Here is a 21,404-nt window from a genome sequence, read left to right as displayed (position 1 = left end):
TCATATTCAAATTAATTTTAAAAAGAAAAGAGATTTTAAAATGATAAATAATAAAAATGAAAAAGTATCAATTACAATCGTAAATGGCTTTTTAGGAAGTGGTAAAACTACATTTCTAAAACATTATATAGAGCAATTATTAAAAAAAGATGAGAAAATAACAATTATAATGAATGAATTTGGATCTTTTGACGTTGATAGTTTATTACTTGGAAATGATGTTTCCATTCATTCTTTAATTAATGGCTGCGTATGCTGTGATTTAAATAACGATTTAGTTAACCAATTGAAACAGTTGATTGATCAAACAGATACGAGTCATATTCTTATAGAAGCAACTGGTTTAGCGCATCCCTTTGAGATTTATTCGGCTTGCCAAGACCCTACAATAATAAAAAATGTTCATGAACCAACAATTATTGGTATTGTAGATGCACAAAGATTCACTAAAAAAGAAGTCTATAGTCCTTCAACAACTCAGTTATTAGAAGAACAATTACGTTATAGTGATACGATAATACTAAATAAAACTGATTTAATAGGTGAAGAAGCACTTAACGAAGTTAAAGAAAATTTAAATAAACTCAATCCACAAGCGCCTATAATTATTACCACTTATAGTCAATTTAATGATGAACAGATCAACGGTAAAGTGATTCAACATAATGAAATTCAGCATAAACATATACATCATCATGGAATTCAGTCGATGCAGTATACATTTACAGCAGCAATAGACCGTCAGTTATTTTATCAATTTATTATGCGTTTGCCAGATAGTGTACTTCGCTTAAAAGGATTTGTGAAGTTTAGAGATCTACCAGAAGTAACATATGAATTTCAATATGCAATGGGCTTACCTGATTATGGCATTATCTATAAAGACGTACCGATGACTATCGTTATCATTGGAGAGTCATTGGATACAGATAGATTACGTAATCAACTTGATATGATTCAATTCACATAATATCGTTTTGTCACAGTTATGACATAGGCGTTTACTTTTTTATGTTTTATAATAAAAATAGGAGGGTTTGACCATGAATAACGAAGATAAACGTACGAAACAAATTCGTTTTGAATTTAGATGTATTACGATTCCTTATACAGTTTTTGCTATTATCGTACTGCTATTTAATATATTTTATACTAACATTAAAGTGACAATGTCTTTATTCGGACTCTTTTTTGCATACAATTTAGGTATTTTATTCATAGCTTTTATTAATCGCTTTAAACGAACACTTATTTTATCTTTAATTTTGACCGTTTTAAGTGGGGCTACATTCTTTACGCTATTATATGTTTTTGGCTTAAATCGTGAAATTTTTGGTTAAATAATTTTGTTAAGAATGACATAGACTTTGTGATAGTCAGTAAGACGTTATCACAAAGTTTTTTTATGCTTAAAATAATATGAAAAGTGAATATTTTGTGTATTTTGTCACATTCAATCGTTGATGAAGCGCTTTCTTGATATACTGAAATTGACGAATTAAGGGAGTGGTATCTATGGAAAAAGTGCAGGCTACACAGGAGAATAACAACCTTTTAAAAAATAAAAAAGGGAAAAAGAGTAAAAGTGGTTACAAGCCAATTTGGATTATTATAAGCTTTGCCATTTTATTAATTATCTTGTTATTACCAACACCAGCAGGGTTACCAATAATGGCAAAAGGAGCTCTTGCCATCTTAGCGTTTGCCGTTATTATGTGGGTAACCGAAGCTGTGACGTATCCAGTTTCAGCAACAATGATTTTAGGTTTAATCATTTTAATTTGTGGATTTAGTCCAGTCCAACAACTGTCAGAGAAACTAGGTAATCCAAAAGAGGGAGATAAAATATTATCTGGCGCTGATTGGTTAGGCACGGGAAATGCATTAACGCATGCATTTAGTGGATTTTCGACATCTGCGGTTGCATTAGTAGCAGCGGCATTATTTTTGGCAGCAGCGATGCAAGAGACGCAATTACATAAACGTTTGGCTTTACTAGTGCTATCAATTGTAGGTAATAAAACACGTAATATTGTTATCGGTGCGATCTTAGTTTCAATTTTATTAGCTTTCTTTGTTCCTTCAGCAACTGCAAGAGCGGGTGCAGTTGTACCAATCTTATTAGGTATGATTGCCGCATTCAAAGTATCAAAAGAAAGTAAACTTGCATCACTTTTAATTATTACAGCAGTCCAGGCCGTTTCGATTTGGAACATTGGTATAAAAACAGCGGCTGCTCAAAATATTGTAGCTACTAATTTTATTAATCAGAACTTAGGACACGATGTGTCATGGGGAGAATGGTTCTTATATGCAGCACCATGGTCTATCCTTATGTCAATCGCTTTATTCTTTATCATGATGAAAGTGATGCCACCTGAACATAAAGAAATTGAAGGTGGCAAAGAATTGATAAAAGAAGAATTAGATAAATTAGGACCAGTATCTTTTAGAGAATGGCGTCTGATAATTATATCTGTGTTATTACTTTTCTTCTGGTCTACTGAAAAGATTCTACATCCTATAGACTCTGCGTCAATTACTTTAATTGCTTTAGCAATTATGTTAACACCTAAAGTTGGTGTTATTACATGGAAAGGTGTAGAAAAAACAATACCTTGGGGAACAATTATAGTATTTGGAGTAGGGATTTCATTAGGGAATGTACTACTAAAAACAGGCGCTGCACAGTGGCTGAGTGACCAAACCTTCGGGCTTATGGGGTTACAACATATGCCACTCATAGCTACTATTGCTCTTATAACACTATTTAATATCTTGATTCATCTTGGGTTCGCGAGTGCAACAAGTTTATCTTCAGCGCTCATACCGGTATTTATATCACTTACAGCTACATTACATTTAGGTGATCAATCGATTGGATTTGTGCTCATTCAACAATTTGTAATTAGCTTTGGTTTCTTATTACCTGTTAGCGCACCACAAAACATGCTTGCTTATGGTACGGGTACATTCACAGTTAAAGACTTCCTAAAGACAGGAGTACCACTAACTATTATTGCCTATATCTTAGTAATCATATTTAGTTTGACATATTGGAAATGGTTAGGATTGGTTTAAAGACTTTGGTATTCCATTAAGTCGAAACATAAAGTTTCTGATTTTAATTATTGGAAAAAGGGTAAAGTTAATGAACCTTTAATAACAGGAGTGAAATGATGACTATAGGTGTAATACTAAATCGCGTTTTCCGAATTAATAACAATCCATTATTTGAATATATTCATCAAAATAAAGAGGAAATTGAGAAATGCTACCTCATTATTCCACAGGAAATATTCGAAGAAGATGGCACAAACATGAAAGCAAATTATTATTATGGTGTAATGCAATCATTTCTAAATGACTTAAGACAGTATGATATTGAACCCTTCTTGTTAGACTATAGTGATTTAGGGGATTTTTGTGAAGATAAATCTATCAGTGAAGTTATTGTTGCTGGCGATATTATGAGTTATCATCAAGAAAGTTATGATATTCGTCATTTAAAAAAGGCTTTTAACAAGCACAATATTACAGTTACCACAGTGCGTGCCAATCACTATTTCAAACCAAGCGCTACGATGAACAAACAAGGGGAACCATACAAAGTGTTTACCAGCTTTTATAAGGCACATCGTTCCAAACTAAGAAAGCATGACTCTTATGCCTATAAATTAAAGAACTTGTCCGATTTATTCGTGAAATCTCAGCAAAAATTAAACCAAGATTATTCTAAGTATGGCCTTTCTGAATCAAAAGCAATTAAAAAATGGAATGACTACATAGATCAAGACATACAAAATTATGAAACCAATCGTGAATATTTGCCTGAAGTCTTAACAAGTCAGTTAAGTATCATTTTGGCTTATGGCATAATAGACATTAAGCAAATTGTTACTCAATTGATAGAGCGTTATGAAGAGGATGAACATAATATTGAACAGTTTATACGAGAATTGATGTTCAGAGAGTTCTATTATGTGTTAATGACGCATTATCCAAACACAGCTCATGAGGCATTTAATGAAAAATATCGTGACATTAAATGGGAATATAATAAAGAGGATTATAAAAGTTGGTGTGAAGGGCGTACTGGTTTTCCAATAGTTGACGCAGCAATGACTGAACTAAATCAAACTGGATTTATGCATAATCGTATGAGAATGGTTGTTTCACAGTTTTTAACGAAAGATTTGTTCATTGATTGGACTTGGGGTGAGGATTATTTTAGAACAAAATTAATCGATTTTGATTCCGCATCAAATGTACATGGTTGGCAATGGTCTGCATCTACAGGGACAGACGCAGTTCCTTACTTTAGAATGTTTAATCCAAGTCGTCAGAGTGAACGATTTGATAAAGATGCTTTGTACATTAAAACGTTTATACCACAGTTAAATGATGTTACTCCTAAATTATTACATGAACCTTTTAAACATGAAGCGGAGTTAGAACAAGAAGGTATTAAACTAGGTCAGGATTATCCAAAACCACTAGTCGATCATAAAGAAGCAAGAGACCATGTTATGTCAGTATTTAAACAAATATAAAAAACAATTGGAGTGAGATAGCAATCAAATTAAATGCTGTCTCACTCCAATTTACTTTTGTTAGAAGGGAGTGGGGAAGAAATAATATTTTCCAAAATTTATTTTACCCCAGCCTGCTTTGCTTGTAGATTTTCTAGTTGAAAATCTCTTTGCTGGGGCCCCGCACTCAACTACGTTTTATTATCTATATTAGAACTACTTACGTGAGTGTGTGAACACGCTTATATTTATCTTCATTTATCCAAGGTTTTAAGTGTTATTTTAAGGCAAATAAGCATATATATACGGCTACGTATTCTAAGAAAGTAACCAAATACATATATTTTAAGCGTAGTTTGACATTTAATGGCACTTCCCATTTAGGATAACGGCGTTCATAATAAAAAATTTGAACGAGATACAAACCGATACCAAGTGGTAATAACATAAGGATAATACTATGCGTCATACTAAAACCATTTTTATGAAAGAAATGTCCAATAATGAGTTGTAAAGCAATAATAATGATTAGAAGAATCATAATGTGCCAAATCATTTTGCCACTCTCACTCCTTTCACGAAAATAATGATTACGGTTTGTAGTAATACCATTAGTAAAATAAATGTTATGGATTGTGTATTTAAAGATGCAATCACCTGACGAATAATAGTGAAAGGTTCAGTAATCAAATGAACAGTATGGAATCTTAAAAAGCGTCCCATATAAATACCTAAACCATTTAAGAACATAAGTACTACAATTAGAGTACGATTTATCCATAATTTTGAAGTAAAATGCATCAAATTTATAAATATAAGAATCATACAATACATTGCTAAAAAGACACCTAATAATAGGTAAGTAAAATATAGCCATTCCATAATATTTAATTGAACATAAAAATCAAATGTAAATTGATTTAAATGAATTAAATCCGTTAGCATATAAAAAGTATTAGGCACTAGCAATACAAAAATCAAACCAAATATTATAAAAAGTGGCCATTCATATTTTTTTCTTGGCTTAAATAATCTTAATAGTAAACATAACTCAAATGGTATATAAGCTAAAAAGAGGTTTAAACTCATAAAATTAAAAACACGTGTTTCAAATAGTGAGAATGTGAAAAGTATTATGAAATATATTCTGGCAATATAACGCGAAGTCATGTTATACACTACTTTCTTTGAAAAAATAAGAGTTTATTTTAGTTAGTCAATGATTAATAATAAAGGTTACCTAAATGGTAATCAAATATTTAAGCATTATGTTTATCTAGTCAAAAGAAATTTAAAGTTATAAAATGCTATTTTAATGTAATAAATGAGGAATACATATAATAACCCATAGATACATATCTAAATATGTCATCTATGGGCTAATTTAATTTATACATTGCATTAAGGTCTTAATAAGTTCAATCCAGTTTCTTCATCATGTGTACGATTAACATCTAAGTTAGTCATTTGAATTACTATTTCAGCCGTAGCTGATACAACAGCTTTCGTTAAATGACCACTCAATGTTTGAAAATCACGTGTTCCGAATGTTCCATGTAAATGCGTAAATGGTTTATCATCAATATGTGAAATATTACCAAGTAAACTTGTTAGTTCTAAAGCTTCATTAACTTCACGTGCTTCATATTTTTGAGTGTCTAAATTATAAAAATTCAACGTTACATTGTCACATGCGCCTATACCACTAACTGAACCGAATTTCATTTCTTGTTCCATAGCAAATTGTGTTAGGACTTCTACAATATCTTCGCCTTTGTCTAGCACTAAAAGAAACGTTTGACCATCTTTATTATATTTCATCATCGTCACCTCAATTTGATAAGTTACCTACATTATACTAGCCAGTAAGTTTTATTGCTTAGAATTTAAATCTTACTATTGTAATATAGAAGTTAAATAGTATACAATGTCCTAATATTATGTAATTTTCAACTATGTTATTAGACGTAGCTCATTTATATTTAATCAGAAGCGTGATTAAAATTGATCTTCAATGAAATGATGAAATTTACCATATAAAAATGAAATGAGGTGTCATCATGAAAAAACAATTATTTACATTGTACTTCAATATTTTCTTAATCTTTGTAGGTATCGGATTGGTAATACCTGTACTCCCCGTTTACTTGAAAGATTTAGGTCTAAAGGGTAGCGACTTAGGCATATTGGTAGCAGTGTTTGCCTTATCTCAAATGATTATTTCACCATTCGGTGGTACGATGGCTGATAAACTCGGAAAAAAATTAATTATCTGCATTGGTCTAGTTCTATTTGCCATATCGGAGTTTCTATTCGCTATCGGTCATCATTTTCCTGTTTTAATCGCTTCTCGTATATTAGGTGGTTTTAGTGCAGGGATGGTAATGCCTGGTGTAACTGGTATGATTGCAGATATTTCACCAGCTAAGGATAAAGCCAAGAACTTTGGTTACATGTCAGCTATTATCAATTCAGGCTTTATTTTAGGTCCAGGGATTGGTGGATTTTTAGCGGAATTCTCACATCGAGCTCCATTTTACTTTGCGGGAACTTTAGGTGTTTTAGCATTTATCATGTCTTTATTATTAATTCATAACCCGCGCAAAGAAACAACTGAAGGATTCCATTCACTCGAACCGGAAGTATTTACAAAAATTAACTGGAAAGTATTTATTACGCCAATTATTTTGACATTAGTACTGGCATTTGGTCTATCAGCATTTGAAACATTATTCTCACTTTATACAGCTGAGAAAGCCAACTATACACCACGTGATATTTCAATCGCAATTGTTGGTGGTGGCGTAGCAGGAGCGGTATTCCAAGTCTTCTTCTTCGACAAATTTATGAAATACATGACTGAATTAACCTTTATTATCTGGTCATTACTCTATTCAGCGATTGTACTTGGTTTATTAATCTTGTCGCATAGTTATTGGACGATCATGTTTATTAGTTTTATCGTGTTCATTGGATTCGATTTAATTCGTCCAGCACTTACGAACTACTACTCTAACATTGCAGGTAATCGACAAGGTTTTGCAGGTGGATTAAACTCCACATTTACTAGTATGGGGAACTTTGTTGGTCCATTAGTAGCTGGTGCTTTATTTGATGTTAACGTGGAATTTCCCTTATATATGGCAATCATAGTTATGTTGTTCGGTATCGTGATTATTTTTGTTGAAAAAGCACTGCAAGCAACGAGACGTCGAAAACACACAACGAAGTAAAGACCATAGAATTGCTATGTAAAGGTTAATATGAATATTAAATGAAATAGGCAATGGCATCATTCGTTTTTAATTGAAAAATTGACGATGTCATTGCTTGTTTTTACATTTATGTTGTCAAATTGTAACAATATAGCGTCGATTATTAATAGAAGTATTACAAAGATTACAGTTATTTTAAATTGCAGTCTACATAATTATTTTTACTCTCTATATATGTTAAGATAAATAAAAATTTAGAGAGAAATGTGGGTAAGGAGATGAATTAAAAAAACATACTTTTAGGTATGGTGGCTGTAATTTTATCGTTATGTCTAGCTTTCTTATTATTTATAGCTACAAACCAAAATGCCTTAGCTAAAGTGCATCAGACAATTTCTACATTTTCAAAGATGAGTAGTGTCTCTGCAACTGAGAAAATGTTAGATATCACTACAAGTCACACAGCTAAAGCATCAGAAAAAAACGCCGATGAACGCAAAATGGAAACACACTATAATAAAATAGATTCCACTTCCCATGACAATGCAAATAGTAATAAGCATGAATATTCTTCTGAAGAATGTAGAATAATTGCTCAAAATTATACGAATCATCAATATGGTAAAGTGGTCAATTTAGAACGTAGTGGTGAAACGAATCAAGATATTACGTATCAATTGAATCCAAACCATCAATCACAAAGTAGTAATATTGCAGTAAATAAAACGGGTAAAATAGAAGCCTTATCTAATAACGCACAATGAGCGCGCCTTTTCTTATAATAGAGAAGAGCGCTCTTTTTATTTTTCATAGAAAGCGTAGTAAGATTATAGATAAAGATGAATTTGAGGTGAACGTGTATGAAACATAAGAAAACAAATGCGATGCGTATGTTAGACAGAGCTAAAATAGATTATGAAGTCAAAACATTTGAGGTCGAAGATCGGCATATGGATGGTGAACGCGTTGCAGAATTAGTCGGTGAAAATGTCCATGATGTTTTTAAAACACTTGTATTAGAAAATGCTGAACATGATCATTTCGTATTTGTAGTTCCAGTCAGTGAGTCATTAGATATGAAAGTAGCGGCAAGTGTCGTTAATGAAAAGAAATTACAGCTAATGCCATTAGATAATTTGAAACAAGTAACAGGTTATATACGAGGTGGTTGTTCTCCGGTAGGCATGAAACATTTATTTCCAACTACGATTGATCAATCTGCTTCTTCACGCGAAAAAATTATCGTGAGTGGTGGACAACGAGGAATTCAAATTGTGCTACAACTTAAGGATCTTGTTTCAATGACAAATGCACAAGTAGAAGACATTACTCAAAAATAGCAATATAGTGACAGATATTACAAATAGGATGACAAATTGTGTAATATCTGTTAATTTTTAAACCGAAATGAATGTTTTTGATTGTTTTTGACAATTTGTGATTGAAAAATGTAAGCGTACACATTATAATGTGAGTTGAAGCGGGGTGGTTAAATGATTTCTGAAAAAAGACATGACTTAATACTTCAGGAATTAAGGAAAAAAGATTTTCTCACACTCCAAGAATTAATAGAGCGAACAGGTTGCAGCGCTTCAACTGTTAGAAGAGATTTATCGAAATTGCAACAACAAGGTCGACTTCAAAGAGTTCATGGAGGAGCAACATTAAATAGTAATAGAAATAATGAACAAATTCTGTCGGATAAATTGTCGCAAAATTTAAAAGAAAAAAGAGTAATTGGTCAATTTGCTGCAAAACTCATCGAAGATAACGACTGCATTTTTATGGATGCTGGTTCATCAACGATTGAAATGATTCCATTCATTAAAGCACAAAATATTGTAGTGGTTACAAATGGATTAACGCATGTTGAAAAGTTACTTAACCAAGGCATCAAAACTTTGATGATAGGTGGACAGGTTAAAGAAACAACATTTGCCACAGTAGGTGCTAGTGCACTTGATACATTGAGTCGTTATTGTTTTGATAAAGCATTTTTAGGAATGAATGGTTTAGATTTGAAATACGGTCTTACGACGCCAGATGAAAAAGAGGCACTAATAAAAGAGAAGGCCATGGAACAAGCAAATCAATCATATGTTTTACTTGATCATTCAAAAATAGATGAAGTTTATTTTGCACATGTGCCAATTAGTCAAAACCATGTTGAAATGGTGGTATCAAAGCAAACAATAGCACTTTCACATTTTGAACAATATAAAGAGAAGTACGTGTTTATAGGAGGGTAACCATGATTTATACAGTAACATTCAATCCATCTATTGACTACATTATGTTTACTAATGGATTTGAAATAAAAGGGTTAAATAGAGCGACATCTACTTATAAATTTGCAGGTGGAAAAGGTATCAATGTATCTCGTGTTTTAAAAACACTAGGTGTACCATCTACAGCATTAGGGTTTGCTGGTGGTTTTCCTGGAGAATTTATAGCTCAAACATTAGAAGAAAGTCAAATTAAAACGGATTTTATTAAAGTTGATGAAGATACACGTATTAATGTAAAACTGAAATCTGGTGACGAAACTGAAATTAATGCACCTGGACCGTCTATTACTGACGACCAATTCCAAGCATTATTAAATCAAATTAAACAGACAACAAAGGAAGATACAGTTATTGTTGCTGGTAGTGTACCTAAGAGTATTCCAAGTGATGCGTATGCTCAAATTGCAGAAATAACTCAAAGTACAGGTGCAAAATTGGTGGTTGATGCTGAAAAAGATTTAGTTAACACGGTGCTAAAATATCAACCATTATTTATTAAACCTAATAAAGATGAATTAGAAGAAATGTTTGATATGACTGTTGAGAGCGACCAAGATGTTGTTAAGTATGGTCGTGAAATCTTAAAAGAAGGTGCACAATCAGTCATTATATCTTTAGGTGGAGATGGAGCAATTTATATAGATAAAACGCGTAGTATAAAAGCTCAAAATCCTAAAGGGCAAGTCGTAAATACGGTTGGTTCAGGAGATAGCACTGTTGCAGGTATGGTGGCAGGTCTTGAATCTGGATTATCACTTGAAGATGCATTTCAACAAGCTGTTGCTTCTGGGACAGCAACGACATTTACTGAAGATTTAGCAACAATAGAAGATATAGAAAAAATTAAATCACAGGTTACTATTACAGTACTTGATGGGGAGTGAAATTAATGAGAATCACAGAATTACTAACAAAAGATACAATTGCTATGGATTTATCAGCGTCTGATAAAAATGGTGTCATTGATGAATTAGTGAATCAATTAGATAAAGCTGGCAAGTTAAGTGATATTGCTCAATTTAAAGAAGCAATTCATAATCGTGAATCACAAAGTACAACAGGTATTGGAGAAGGAATTGCTATTCCTCACGCAAAAGTAGCAGCAGTAAAATCTCCAGCCATTGCTTTTGGTAAATCTAAGGAAGGTGTGGATTACCAAAGTTTAGACGGTCAACCAGCACATTTATTCTTTATGATTGCTGCTCCAGAAGGTGGCGCACAAACACACTTAGATGCACTAGCTAAATTATCTGGTATTTTAATGGATGATAAAGTGAGAGAAAGTTTATTACATGCTAACTCTCCTGAAGAAGTGCTTCAAATTATTGATAATGCGGATGATGAAGCAACTAAAGAAGAAGAAAAAGAAGCACAAGAACAAGAGGCAGCGGCCGCTGGTGCGACAAGTGGTTCTGCAAATACGACAGATGCTAATGAGCCATATGTATTAGCTGTAACAGCATGTCCTACAGGTATCGCACATACCTATATGGCTCGCGATGCATTGAAAAAACAAGCCGATAAAATGGGCGTTAAAATGAAAGTTGAAACAAATGGTTCAGGCGGTATTAAAAACCATTTAACTCAACAAGACATCGAACGTGCGACAGGTGTTATCGTAGCTGCAGATGTTCATGTTGAAACAGATCGTTTCGACGGTAAAAACGTAGTTGAAGTACCAGTTGCTGATGGTATCAAACGACCAGAAGAACTTATTAACACAGCACTTGATACAAGTCGTAAACCATTTGTAGCACGTGGTGGTAACTCTAAATCTACAGATAGTGAAAGTAATGAGAAACAAAGCTTTGGTAAAGCGTTCTATAAACACTTAATGAACGGTGTATCAAATATGCTACCTTTAGTAATTGCTGGTGGTATCTTGATGGCTATCGTATTCTTATTCGGGGCTAACTCATTTGACCCTAAAAGCTCTGAGCACAACGCTTTTGCAGAACAATTATGGAATATAGGTAATAAGAGTGCCTTTGCCTTAATCATTCCAATCTTATCAGGTTTCATCGCTCGTAGTATTGCAGATAAACCAGGTTTCGCAGCTGGTTTAGTTGGCGGTATGTTAGCAATTTCTGGTGGTTCTGGATTTATCGTGGTATTATTGCAGGTTTCTTAGCAGGTTACTTAACACAAAGTATTAAATATATTACACGTGGCTTACCACAAGCAGTTGAAGGTTTAAAACCAACGTTAATTTATCCATTATTAAGTGTAACTATCACTGGTTTATTAATGATTTATGCATTTAACCCGCCAGCAGCATGGTTAAATAACTTATTATTAAATGGATTAAATAGCTTATCAGGTTCAAATATTGTATTACTTGGTTTAGTTATCGGTGCAATGATGGCCATCGATATGGGTGGACCATTTAACAAAGCAGCATATGTATTCGCCACAGCAGCATTGACAGAAGGAAATGCCGCACCAATTACAGCAGCAATGGTAGGCGGTATGATTCCACCATTAGCAATCGCAACAGCAATGATATTCTTTAAACGTAAATTCACTAAAGAACAACGTGGTTCTATCGTGCCAAACTATGTGATGGGCTTATCATTCATCACTGAGGGTGCAATTCCATTTGCTGCAGCTGACCCATTACGTGTGATCTCATCAATGATGGTAGGTTCAGGTGTCGGTGGTGCAATTGCATTAGCATTAGGTTCAAGAATCAATGCACCACACGGTGGTATCATTGTTATAGCAGCGACTGACTTTAGTCATATCTTACAAACATTAATTGCTTTGATAGTAGGTACACTTGTTTCAGCAATTATGTATGGTTTATTGAAACCAAAAGTAACTAAAAACGAAATTGAAGCTTCAAAAGCTATGGATGAATAGAAATAAAAATCTCTTGCCCTAATAATTGGGCGAGAGATTTTTTAATACTTTAATTTATTCTTCATAACTAGACGAGTAGTCTATATTATCAAGATTGGGGCAAGATAACGAATTCATTATGAATTATGTCTTGCTCCATTTTTATCTTAGTCATAAATTACGGGAGTGGGACAGAATTCTTTTCAAATTCGTCGTCCCTCTCCCAACTTGCTTTGCTTGTAGAATTTCTTAGTGAAATTCTCTTTGTTGGGGCCCCGCCCGCAAGGATGACTAGAACTGGAAAAAGCTTGATTTAAGCCCCTTTTCAGTTCAGTCAGCTACTGAGAATTTGCAAAATAGCATCATCATCTTACTTATGTACCAGGCTCTCAAATTGGTATAGAGTCATTAAAATATGTAAAAATGGGTAGACATATGAGAGTATGTCATAGGATGCAAAGCGTTTTAGTGATAAAGAATTTATGCTTTGTGACTACTAAGCGCTTTAGTGTAGTCCTCTCTTGACTATTACGCAATATTAGTTTTAAATGATAAGTTGTAACTTTTTAATCAAAAGCGTTACAATCAACTATTTGTAATTAATATATGATAAAATAAAAGTAATACATTTTTTCGGGGGTGTCGCAATGGGAAGGTCTTAACATGTGTTTATATCGTCAAAGCAAATTACGAATTAAATTCGTGTTACCCATATGGGACACATTTATTTGGAGGTGAATCCCTAGGAATAGGGAATTAATTGGATACAGTGACCATAATAAATTTAGTAATATTTTTTCTATTAATAGCATTAACAACAGTATTCGTAGGTTCAGAATTTGCATTAGTTAAAGTACGTTCAACGCGTATTGAACAATTAGCTGAAGAAGGTAATCGTAGCGCTAAAATTGTCAAAAAGATGATTGCGAATCTTGACTATTATTTATCAGCCTGTCAATTAGGTATTACAGTTACTTCATTAGGATTAGGTTGGTTAGGTGAACCAACATTTGAAAAATTGTTGCATCCTCTATTTAACTTATTACAGTTACCTGATGCATTAACTACAACAATCTCATTTGTAATTTCATTCATCGTAGTGACTTATTTGCACGTAGTATTGGGTGAATTAGCACCGAAATCTATAGCAATTCAACATACAGAAAAATTAGCCCTAACATACGCTAGACCATTGTACTATTTCGGTAATATAATGAAACCTTTGATTTGGTTAATGAATGGTTCAGCACGTGTGATAATTAGAATGTTAGGTGTTGATCCAGACGCTCAAACTGATGCTATGTCAGAAGAGGAAATTAAGATTATTATTAACAACAGTTATAATGGTGGAGAAATCAACCAAACAGAATTAAACTATATGCAAAATATCTTTTCATTTGATGAGAGACATGCAAAAGATATCATGGTACCACGTACTCAGATGGTGACTTTAAATGAACCATTCAATGTTGACGAATTATTAGAGACGATTAAAGAACATCAATTTACACGTTACCCAATTACTGAGGATGGAGACAAAGACCATATTAAAGGTTTCATCAACGTTAAAGAATTCTTAACAGAGTATGCTTCTGGGAAACCTATCAAAATCAATAATTATATCCATGAATTACCAATGATTTCAGAAACAACTCGCATTAGTGATGCGTTAGTTAGAATGCAACGTGAACACGTACATATCAGTTTAATTATTGATGAGTACGGCGGCACAGCTGGTATTTTAACAATGGAAGATATTCTTGAAGAAATCGTCGGTGAAATACGTGATGAGTTTGATGATGATGAAGTAAATGACATCGTTAAACTTGGTGAAGATACGTATCAAATTAATGGACGTGTCCTTCTTGATGACCTCAATGAAAAATTCAACATTGAATTTGAAGATTCAGAAGACATTGATACAATAGGTGGTTGGCTCCAAGCCCACAACACTAACTTACAAGTTGAAGATCATATCGATACGCAATATGATCGTTGGATTGTGTCAGAAATGGACAATCATCAACTAGTTTGGGTTGTACTTAAATATGAGTTCATCGATAATAGACCAACATTCGGTGAAGACCAAGATGAAAATGAAGATAAAAAAGACAATAACGATGAAAGTCGTGAATAATTTAAAACTTATTGGATAAATTAATATTATACAAGGCTATATTGCAAACTTGCATAAGCTGACTGAACTGAGAAGGCGCTCTATATGAAGTGTTTCCCAGTTCTTTCCAACTTTGAGGGCTGGGACAACGAATTCAAAAGAATTCTGTCCCAGTCCTTTTAATTGTTCAATACACTCTATTAGAGTTATCCTAATTATTAATAGAGTGACAAATTATCAAGAACATTAGGAGAAGATATTATGGTAAATGACACACAAATTTTAAACAATGGTTATCCGATGCCGAGACTTGGCTTAGGTGTCTATAAGGTTACAGATGAAGAAATGGAAACAGCGATTCAAGCTGCATTAGATGATGGTTATCGTGCATTTGATACAGCATATTTTTATAATAATGAAGAAGCACTCGGTAAAGCACTAAAAAATAGTGGAGTGCCTCGAGAAGACTTGTTTATTACAACTAAACTATGGAACGACCATCAAGGTTATGATAGTACGCTTGAGTATTTTAATCGCTCATTAAACAATTTAGGTTTAGAATATATCGATTTATATTTAATTCACTGGCCTTGCGAAAAAAATGAACTTTATATTGAAACATATAAGGCATTAGAAAAATTATATGAAGAAGGTAAAATAAAAGCAATTGGAGTATGTAACTTCAAAGTACATCACTTAGAAAAATTAATGCGTGAAACTAATATTGTACCTCAAGTTAATCAAATTGAAGTACATCCTTACTTTAATCAACAAGAAGTCCAAGATTTCTGTGATAAGCATGATATAGTTGTTACTGCATGGATGCCATTAATGAGAAACAGAGGATTGTTAGACGATCCTACTATAACAAAACTAGCAAAAGCGTATGATAAAACACCAGCGCAAATCGTATTACGTTGGCACGTGGCACATAATCGTGTTGTAATTCCAAAATCTAAAACACCATCACGTATAAGAGAAAATCATGATATATTTGATTTCAACCTAGAACTAACAGAAATAGCTGAAATAGATAGTTTAAATCGCAATGCGCGTCAAGGTAAAGATCCCGATGAAGTGAGTATAGGTGATTTGAAATAAATTGGTTTCTATGGCTCTACGTCAAATCGGACTGATGAGTCCAAATATTGAGATTAAGCAACCTTAGGTTGTTTAATCTCTTTTTTTGTTGTTGACGCAAATAGTCGCGAAGTTATAATAATTCGATTACGTAAATTATCATAATTTCTATAACCAAAAGATACCCTTTTAATGAGTTTGATTTTATTATTAATTCCTTCTAACGGACCGTTGGTCAGGTTAGAATATGTCATAGTATTTTCAATGAAAGCTGCTAATCGTCTTAAAGTTCTAATGACTGGGCGTAATTTAGGACACACATCTGAAAGATGAATAGAAAAGAGTTTATGATTAAATTTCTCTATTTGATTTTCTTTTAATAATCTTCTTAGCTCATGAACGTAGTGGTATGTATTAAATAGTTCTACATCTACACCTAATAAGTAATTTATAATGCCTTTTTCGGTTTTCCACTCTTTAAATAAATGGACTTTATGATAATTAAATGCTTCTAGCGTTTCAAAAGGTTTAAGAAATAGTTTCCAATAACTTTTATATTTATTATAAAGCGGTCTATTAGAGGTTCTATAACAATTCATTACATGAACTCTAGACATATTTAACGCTCGATTTAAAGATTGAACAATATGAAAACGATCAATAATAATCTTCGCGTTAGGAAATAATTGTTTGATTAGTGACATATATGGTTCATACATATCAATCGTGACTGTTTTGACTTTTTGTCTGAGTTTCAAAGAATAGCGATAAAAATGATCTTTTAGCGATTTTAACTTACGATCCGCTACCACATCTACGATGCGGTGCGATACAGCATCTGCATAAATAAAACTCATTTTTCCGATTACATTTTTAACACTTTTAAATTCGTCCATCATTAAGTGTTCAGGTAAAGCATCAAAAGAAGACTGACCTACGTCGCTTGCCGCTTGATTAATCACTCTAGACACAGTCATTGATGATACTAAGCATGACTTAGCGATAGATTTTTGAGAGCGGTATTCTTGTGCTTTATCTAAAACTGCAAGTTTTGTTTTATTAGAAATAAAGCAATGAGCGTCGACAATATTAGATTTAGCAGTAAAATGACTGTCACATGATTTACAATAAAATCTTTGTTTTTGAAGTTCTAAATAAGCGGGCATTTCCATAATTTTAAGTAAAGTAATCGTTGAGGTTTTCTTACCATTTTTTACTATTGAGAAATTTTCATTTTTAGTTGAACAATTTTCACAATGTGTAGGTTGATAAGTGAGCTCGGCATAGTAAAACAAGCTCATTCGTCCTTTATGTTTTTTCTCAATCACTTCATCTGAAAAATTTAGATTTTTATCTTTAATTCTTAATGTATTTAATATAGACTTACACATAGGCGCATTACCTTTCTTTTTATTTTGTTTGGTAGCTAATAATTATAGAGGTAATTGCGCCATTTTTGTATTCAAACATAAAAATTGGACTGATGATTTTTAGTCATCAGTCCAATTTATTATAGAGCCGTTTCTATTAAATGAAATCAGACATTGAAAATTATAGAATGATTGTATATTTTTTATTTAATTTTTATTAATTATTTGTTAATTGCATAGTTTTTAGTAGAATAGTTATTTATTTTATTGATAAAATAGTACTAAGAATGATGAAAAGGATGTAATTTAATGAAAATCAGAGTCATTGTGCCTTGTTTTAACGAAGGTGAAGTCGTAACAAAAACTTACGACAAATTGACTGAAATTTTGATGGAAGATAGCTTGGACAAAGGGTATGATTATGACCTTTTATTTGTCGACGATGGTAGTAAAGATAACACAATCGACTATGTTCAACATTTAGCAAGCTTAGATCAACATGTTAAATATATTTCTTTCAGCCGAAATTTTGGTAAAGAATCAGCAATGATAGCTGGTTTTCAGCATAGTGTGAAATGTGATGCTGTGGTGATGGTAGATGGAGATTTACAACATCCACCAGAATTCATTCCACAAATGATAGAAGGATTCCAAGAGGGGTATGACCAAGTTATTGCTAAGCGAGATCGAACAGGGGAGAACATAGCCCGTAAGTCAATGACTAAGTTATATTATAAATTGATAAATAGCTTTGTCGAAGACATTGAATTCATAGATGGTGTCGGTGACTTTAGATTATTGAGTCAACGTGCAGTTAAAGCAATGTCTTCTCTTAAAGAATATAACCGCTTTTCAAAAGGTTTATTTGAATGGATTGGTTATAATACTAAAATCTTTACATATCAAAATGTAGAACGAGAAGCGGGTCATTCTAAATGGACATTCACTAAATTATTAAATTACGGTATTGATGGGCTAATTTCATTTAATAATAAACCTTTACGTGCGATGATTTATCTCGGAATGACGATATTCAGTTTAAGTATCGTTTATATCTTGTATCTGCTGATAGGTATAATGGTCAATGGCATTAATAATCCTGGTTATTTTACAACGATAGCTGCGGTATTACTTATTGGCGGAATTCAATTGATTTCTATTGGTGTAGTAGGTGAATACATTGGACGGATTTACTATGAAGTTAAGCAACGACCTAAATATATTGTGCAAGCATCAAATTTAAAAGAACCAACGCACGATCTCAAAGTAGTAGAGCAAGAGAAAGAAAAAGTACATTAATAAAAATCAAAATAAACGCTTGAAGTTTTAAATGATGAAACTTCAAGCGTTTATTTATTTTCTATATGATGTTTTAAATTAGTATTTTTAAGTTGCCATGCTAGATAGATACCTAAAAGAATATAGATGATTAAGAAGATATACCAGAATGGCGTCAAAATAGTTAATAATACAATCGAAATTATAATAAGCATATAGCCTATAGTAATTGGAAATTTAAGCTTTTTTATAAATTTAAAAATTCCAAGCTCTCCTCTAGAGAAAGTACCTAAAAATATTGCACTAGCACCTATTAAGAATATTGTTGGCGCTAAGTATGGAACAGACATGTAAATTGATTGATCACTTGATCCATAGGTAATAAATAATGAGCAACTTATTATGATAGAAAATATCAAGGCAATCGATTTATACTCGTAAATTACAAGTGTATAGTGTTGATGATTCAAGTAATATTGAAGTCCCAACCAACATATAAAAAAAGCGATTGAGCATAATGTTATAAAATTAAATTTGTCGATGACGATAGCATTAATTAAAGCGTTAATCGTTATTGCTATTAATACGGAGCTAAATTTAAGCTGTTTGAATTGGTGCTTATATAAGTCAAGGCCGAGTACACCAAGCACTACGGCGATATTAATTAATACATATATAATCATGCTGTACTCCTATCTCACATAGTTCATTAGAACATTATACCAATTAAAACAAACTTAATCATTTCAAAACACTTAAAAAATATTTTTCATTTATAAAGTAATTATTAAACACCTTTTTTGTTACTCCACAGTAACGTATGCAACTGTGGTAAAACATAAACTTGGTTCATATCATTACTAGCCATTACTCTATCAACTAATGCTTCATATCGACTTAAAAGTTTCTCTGTATGGTTGTCAACATCATCATCTAGGTAGGGATTACCGACTTGTAAGTAAAAAGGAATGTTTGGGTAGCGATGATGTATCATTTTAGCGAATTCGTAATCATCATCATCAAAAATAACAACCTTTAAATTAAGTGTTGATTCAATGCATTGTTCGATTACACTATCTAATATGTCAATGTTAGGTTTCATGTTAGAGCTTGGTGGTTTAGGACTTATAGTTAAATCGTTAATTTGTCTCATCCATGGTTGGAATTTACTTCCTTGAGTCTCTAAAGCAGTGTATATCTGTTTTTCTTCAAATAAATCCACTAAATCTTGTATACCTTTAATTAGTGCTGGGTTACCTCCAGATATCGTAACGTGATCAAAACGGTCACCGCCGATTTTTTTCAGTTGATTATATATTTCTTCAGCTGTCATTAACTTAATGTCTTCTTTAGCACTTCCATCCCAAGTGAAAGCAGAGTCACACCAACTACAACGATAATCACAACCTGCAGTTCTAACAAACATCGTTTTGCGACCTATAACACGTCCTTCACCTTGAATCGTAGGTCCAAAAATTTCGAGTACTGGAATTTTAGCAGCCATTATTTATACTCCTTTGGGCGATATACCACATAACTAGTCGGCGTTTCACGTAGATAAACTTGGACACATTCAGGTTGATTATCACAGTTTTGTAGATGAGTTTGGACCATTTTATATATTGTTTGAGCTACAACTTCAGTTGAGGGACTCTTATCTTTAAATTGAGGTAAATCATTTAATAAGTAGTGATCGAATTGGTCGTGGATTAGTTTTTTCAAATCACTAAAATTGATTAAGAAACCATTATGATCGAGTTTATCGCCTGCAATTGTTAAATTAACAAAGTAAGTATGCCCGTGTGTTCTCATACATTTACCGGCATCTTCACTTGGAATGTAATGCGCGGCTGAAAAATTAAAATCTTTATTAAGTTCAAAACTATAGGGGTGGGCAACTGACGGATAGAGTTGTTGAATCATTTTAATTCGCTCCTTTTGCTTCTAAATAATGTTGTAGACCACGTTGTCTTAATTGACACGCTGGACATTCACCACAACCATCACCAATCACACCGTTATAGCATGTAAGTGTATTGTGTCGAATATAATCTAGAACACCTAATTCGTCACTAAGTTCCCATGTCTGTGCTTTGTCTAACCACATTAAAGGGGTATGAATAACAAAGTCTTTATCCATAGATAAACTAAGCGTTACATTCATTGATTTAATAAAGCTATCACGACAGTCTGGATAACCTGAAAAGTCCGTTTCACAAACCCCGGTAATAATATGTTTAGCATTGCGTTGATAAGCTAATGCACCAGCAAATGATAAGAATAATAAATTACGTGCTGGTACAAACGTGTTTGGAATACCGTCTTCACCAGTTTCAATGTCCATATCATGTTGTGTTAAGGCGTTTGGAGTTAATTGTGATAATAGTGACATATCTAAAATATGATGTTTTAAATTTTGCTCTTTTGCGATGCGTGTAGCAACTTCAATTTCTGCATCATGTCGTTGACCGTAATTAAATGTTACCAATTCAACATCTTTAAAATGTTTTTTAGCGTAAAATAAACACGTTGTGCTATCTTGCCCCCCGCTAAATACTACAATGGCTTTGTCCTTGTTTAAATTTTGATTTGTCATGAATATTCTCCTTTTTTGAAAAGATTAGAATGATACTTTATGCCGTCTCTAACCTAGCCATGAGAACATAAAAAAAGTCTATCTCTAT

Annotated in this window: 20 protein-coding genes and 1 pseudogene; 13 read left to right on the top strand and 8 right to left on the bottom strand. The window is 32.8% G+C overall.

The annotated features are described in order from the left end of the window. Positions 1–40 precede the first annotated feature (40 nt). From EQ029_RS10215 to EQ029_RS10200, 4 genes are all read left to right on the top strand, one after another. Positions 41–970, top strand: a complete 930-nt coding sequence (locus tag EQ029_RS10215; protein WP_016930917.1) for a CobW family GTP-binding protein — start codon at positions 41–43, stop codon at positions 968–970. Positions 971–1,043: 73 nt separating this feature from the next. After that, positions 1,044–1,340, top strand: coding sequence for a hypothetical protein (locus tag EQ029_RS10210; RefSeq protein ID WP_011276465.1), 297 nt, complete (start codon positions 1,044–1,046; stop codon positions 1,338–1,340). Positions 1,341–1,515: 175 nt separating this feature from the next. Further along, the gene (locus EQ029_RS10205) at positions 1,516–3,081 is read left to right on the top strand and encodes an SLC13 family permease (RefSeq protein ID WP_049395656.1); all 1,566 of its coding nucleotides are present in this window, start codon (positions 1,516–1,518) and stop codon (positions 3,079–3,081) included. A gap of 98 nt (positions 3,082–3,179) precedes the next feature. Continuing rightward, the gene (locus EQ029_RS10200; RefSeq protein ID WP_049394542.1) at positions 3,180–4,553 is read left to right on the top strand and encodes a cryptochrome/photolyase family protein; all 1,374 of its coding nucleotides are present in this window, start codon (positions 3,180–3,182) and stop codon (positions 4,551–4,553) included. 256 nt (positions 4,554–4,809) lie between these two features. On the opposite strand, the gene EQ029_RS10195 is transcribed toward EQ029_RS10200, so the two are convergent. The 3 genes from EQ029_RS10195 to EQ029_RS10185 all read right to left on the bottom strand — a co-directional run bounded on the left by EQ029_RS10195 (position 4,810) and on the right by EQ029_RS10185 (position 6,353). Further along, positions 4,810–5,088 (bottom strand): hypothetical protein, encoded by a 279-nt coding sequence (locus tag EQ029_RS10195; protein WP_011276462.1) that lies wholly within the window; start codon positions 5,086–5,088, stop codon positions 4,810–4,812. Beyond that, the gene (locus EQ029_RS10190) at positions 5,085–5,702 is read right to left on the bottom strand and encodes a DUF1361 domain-containing protein (RefSeq protein WP_011276461.1); all 618 of its coding nucleotides are present in this window, start codon (positions 5,700–5,702) and stop codon (positions 5,085–5,087) included. Before EQ029_RS10190 ends, EQ029_RS10195 begins: the two co-directional genes overlap by 4 nt. 231 nt (positions 5,703–5,933) lie before the next feature. Next, on the bottom strand, positions 5,934–6,353 hold the full coding sequence (locus tag EQ029_RS10185; RefSeq protein WP_057504927.1) for a PPC domain-containing DNA-binding protein: 420 nt from the start codon (positions 6,351–6,353) through the stop codon (positions 5,934–5,936). Positions 6,354–6,592: 239 nt separating this feature from the next. Here EQ029_RS10185 and norA point away from each other — a divergent pair, with 239 nt between their 5' ends. From norA to EQ029_RS10145, 8 genes and pseudogenes are all read left to right on the top strand, one after another. Continuing rightward, entirely contained in the window at positions 6,593–7,765 is a 1,173-nt protein-coding gene (norA, locus tag EQ029_RS10180) for a multidrug efflux MFS transporter NorA (protein ID WP_011276459.1), read from the top strand. A 287-nt stretch (positions 7,766–8,052) separates the two neighbouring features. Beyond that, positions 8,053–8,511: a hypothetical protein gene (locus EQ029_RS10175; protein ID WP_234449342.1), complete on the top strand. Its 459-nt coding sequence runs from the start codon at positions 8,053–8,055 to the stop codon at positions 8,509–8,511. A 96-nt stretch (positions 8,512–8,607) separates the two neighbouring features. Beyond that, complete coding sequence (ybaK, locus tag EQ029_RS10170; protein WP_011276457.1) at positions 8,608–9,087, top strand: Cys-tRNA(Pro) deacylase; 480 nt, start codon at positions 8,608–8,610, stop codon at positions 9,085–9,087. Between the two features lie 153 nt (positions 9,088–9,240). Then, a complete protein-coding gene (locus tag EQ029_RS10165) occupies positions 9,241–9,996 on the top strand; it encodes a DeoR/GlpR family DNA-binding transcription regulator (protein ID WP_011276456.1) in 756 nt (251 codons plus the stop codon). Positions 9,997–9,998: 2 nt separating this feature from the next. Then, complete coding sequence (pfkB, locus tag EQ029_RS10160; protein ID WP_057504926.1) at positions 9,999–10,919, top strand: 1-phosphofructokinase; 921 nt, start codon at positions 9,999–10,001, stop codon at positions 10,917–10,919. Positions 10,920–10,924: 5 nt separating this feature from the next. Next, positions 10,925–12,897 (top strand): annotated as a pseudogene (locus EQ029_RS10155) (PTS fructose transporter subunit IIABC). A gap of 739 nt (positions 12,898–13,636) precedes the next feature. Then, a complete protein-coding gene (locus EQ029_RS10150; protein WP_011276453.1) occupies positions 13,637–15,013 on the top strand; it encodes a hemolysin family protein in 1,377 nt (458 codons plus the stop codon). A gap of 240 nt (positions 15,014–15,253) precedes the next feature. Further along, positions 15,254–16,093 (top strand): aldo/keto reductase, encoded by an 840-nt coding sequence (locus EQ029_RS10145; protein ID WP_011276452.1) that lies wholly within the window; start codon positions 15,254–15,256, stop codon positions 16,091–16,093. Positions 16,094–16,146: 53 nt separating this feature from the next. On the opposite strand, the gene EQ029_RS10140 is transcribed toward EQ029_RS10145, so the two are convergent. Then, the gene (locus EQ029_RS10140) at positions 16,147–17,463 is read right to left on the bottom strand and encodes an ISL3-like element ISSha1 family transposase (protein ID WP_011274424.1); all 1,317 of its coding nucleotides are present in this window, start codon (positions 17,461–17,463) and stop codon (positions 16,147–16,149) included. Between the two features lie 288 nt (positions 17,464–17,751). Here EQ029_RS10140 and EQ029_RS10135 point away from each other — a divergent pair, with 288 nt between their 5' ends. Then, entirely contained in the window at positions 17,752–18,741 is a 990-nt protein-coding gene (locus EQ029_RS10135) for a glycosyltransferase family 2 protein (protein WP_057504667.1), read from the top strand. Between the two features lie 50 nt (positions 18,742–18,791). Here EQ029_RS10135 and EQ029_RS10130 read toward each other — a convergent pair whose 3' ends face one another. The 4 genes from EQ029_RS10130 to queC form a co-directional block, all read right to left on the bottom strand. Continuing rightward, the gene (locus EQ029_RS10130; RefSeq protein ID WP_046309634.1) at positions 18,792–19,403 is read right to left on the bottom strand and encodes a DUF2273 domain-containing protein; all 612 of its coding nucleotides are present in this window, start codon (positions 19,401–19,403) and stop codon (positions 18,792–18,794) included. Between the two features lie 104 nt (positions 19,404–19,507). Next, positions 19,508–20,224 carry a 7-carboxy-7-deazaguanine synthase QueE gene (gene queE / locus EQ029_RS10125; protein WP_011276449.1) on the bottom strand — a complete coding sequence of 239 codons (717 nt, stop codon included), beginning with the start codon at positions 20,222–20,224 and terminating at the stop codon, positions 19,508–19,510. Further along, the gene (gene queD / locus EQ029_RS10120) at positions 20,224–20,643 is read right to left on the bottom strand and encodes a 6-carboxytetrahydropterin synthase QueD (RefSeq protein WP_011276448.1); all 420 of its coding nucleotides are present in this window, start codon (positions 20,641–20,643) and stop codon (positions 20,224–20,226) included. Before queD ends, queE begins: the two co-directional genes overlap by 1 nt. Position 20,644: 1 nt before the next feature. Beyond that, a complete protein-coding gene (gene queC, locus EQ029_RS10115) occupies positions 20,645–21,316 on the bottom strand; it encodes a 7-cyano-7-deazaguanine synthase QueC (protein ID WP_011276447.1) in 672 nt (223 codons plus the stop codon). Positions 21,317–21,404 lie beyond the last annotated feature (88 nt).

The organism is Staphylococcus haemolyticus, assembly GCF_006094395.1.
In the GTDB taxonomy this organism is placed as follows: domain Bacteria; phylum Bacillota; class Bacilli; order Staphylococcales; family Staphylococcaceae; genus Staphylococcus; species Staphylococcus haemolyticus.
This window is presented reverse-complemented; position numbering and strand designations above follow the sequence as displayed.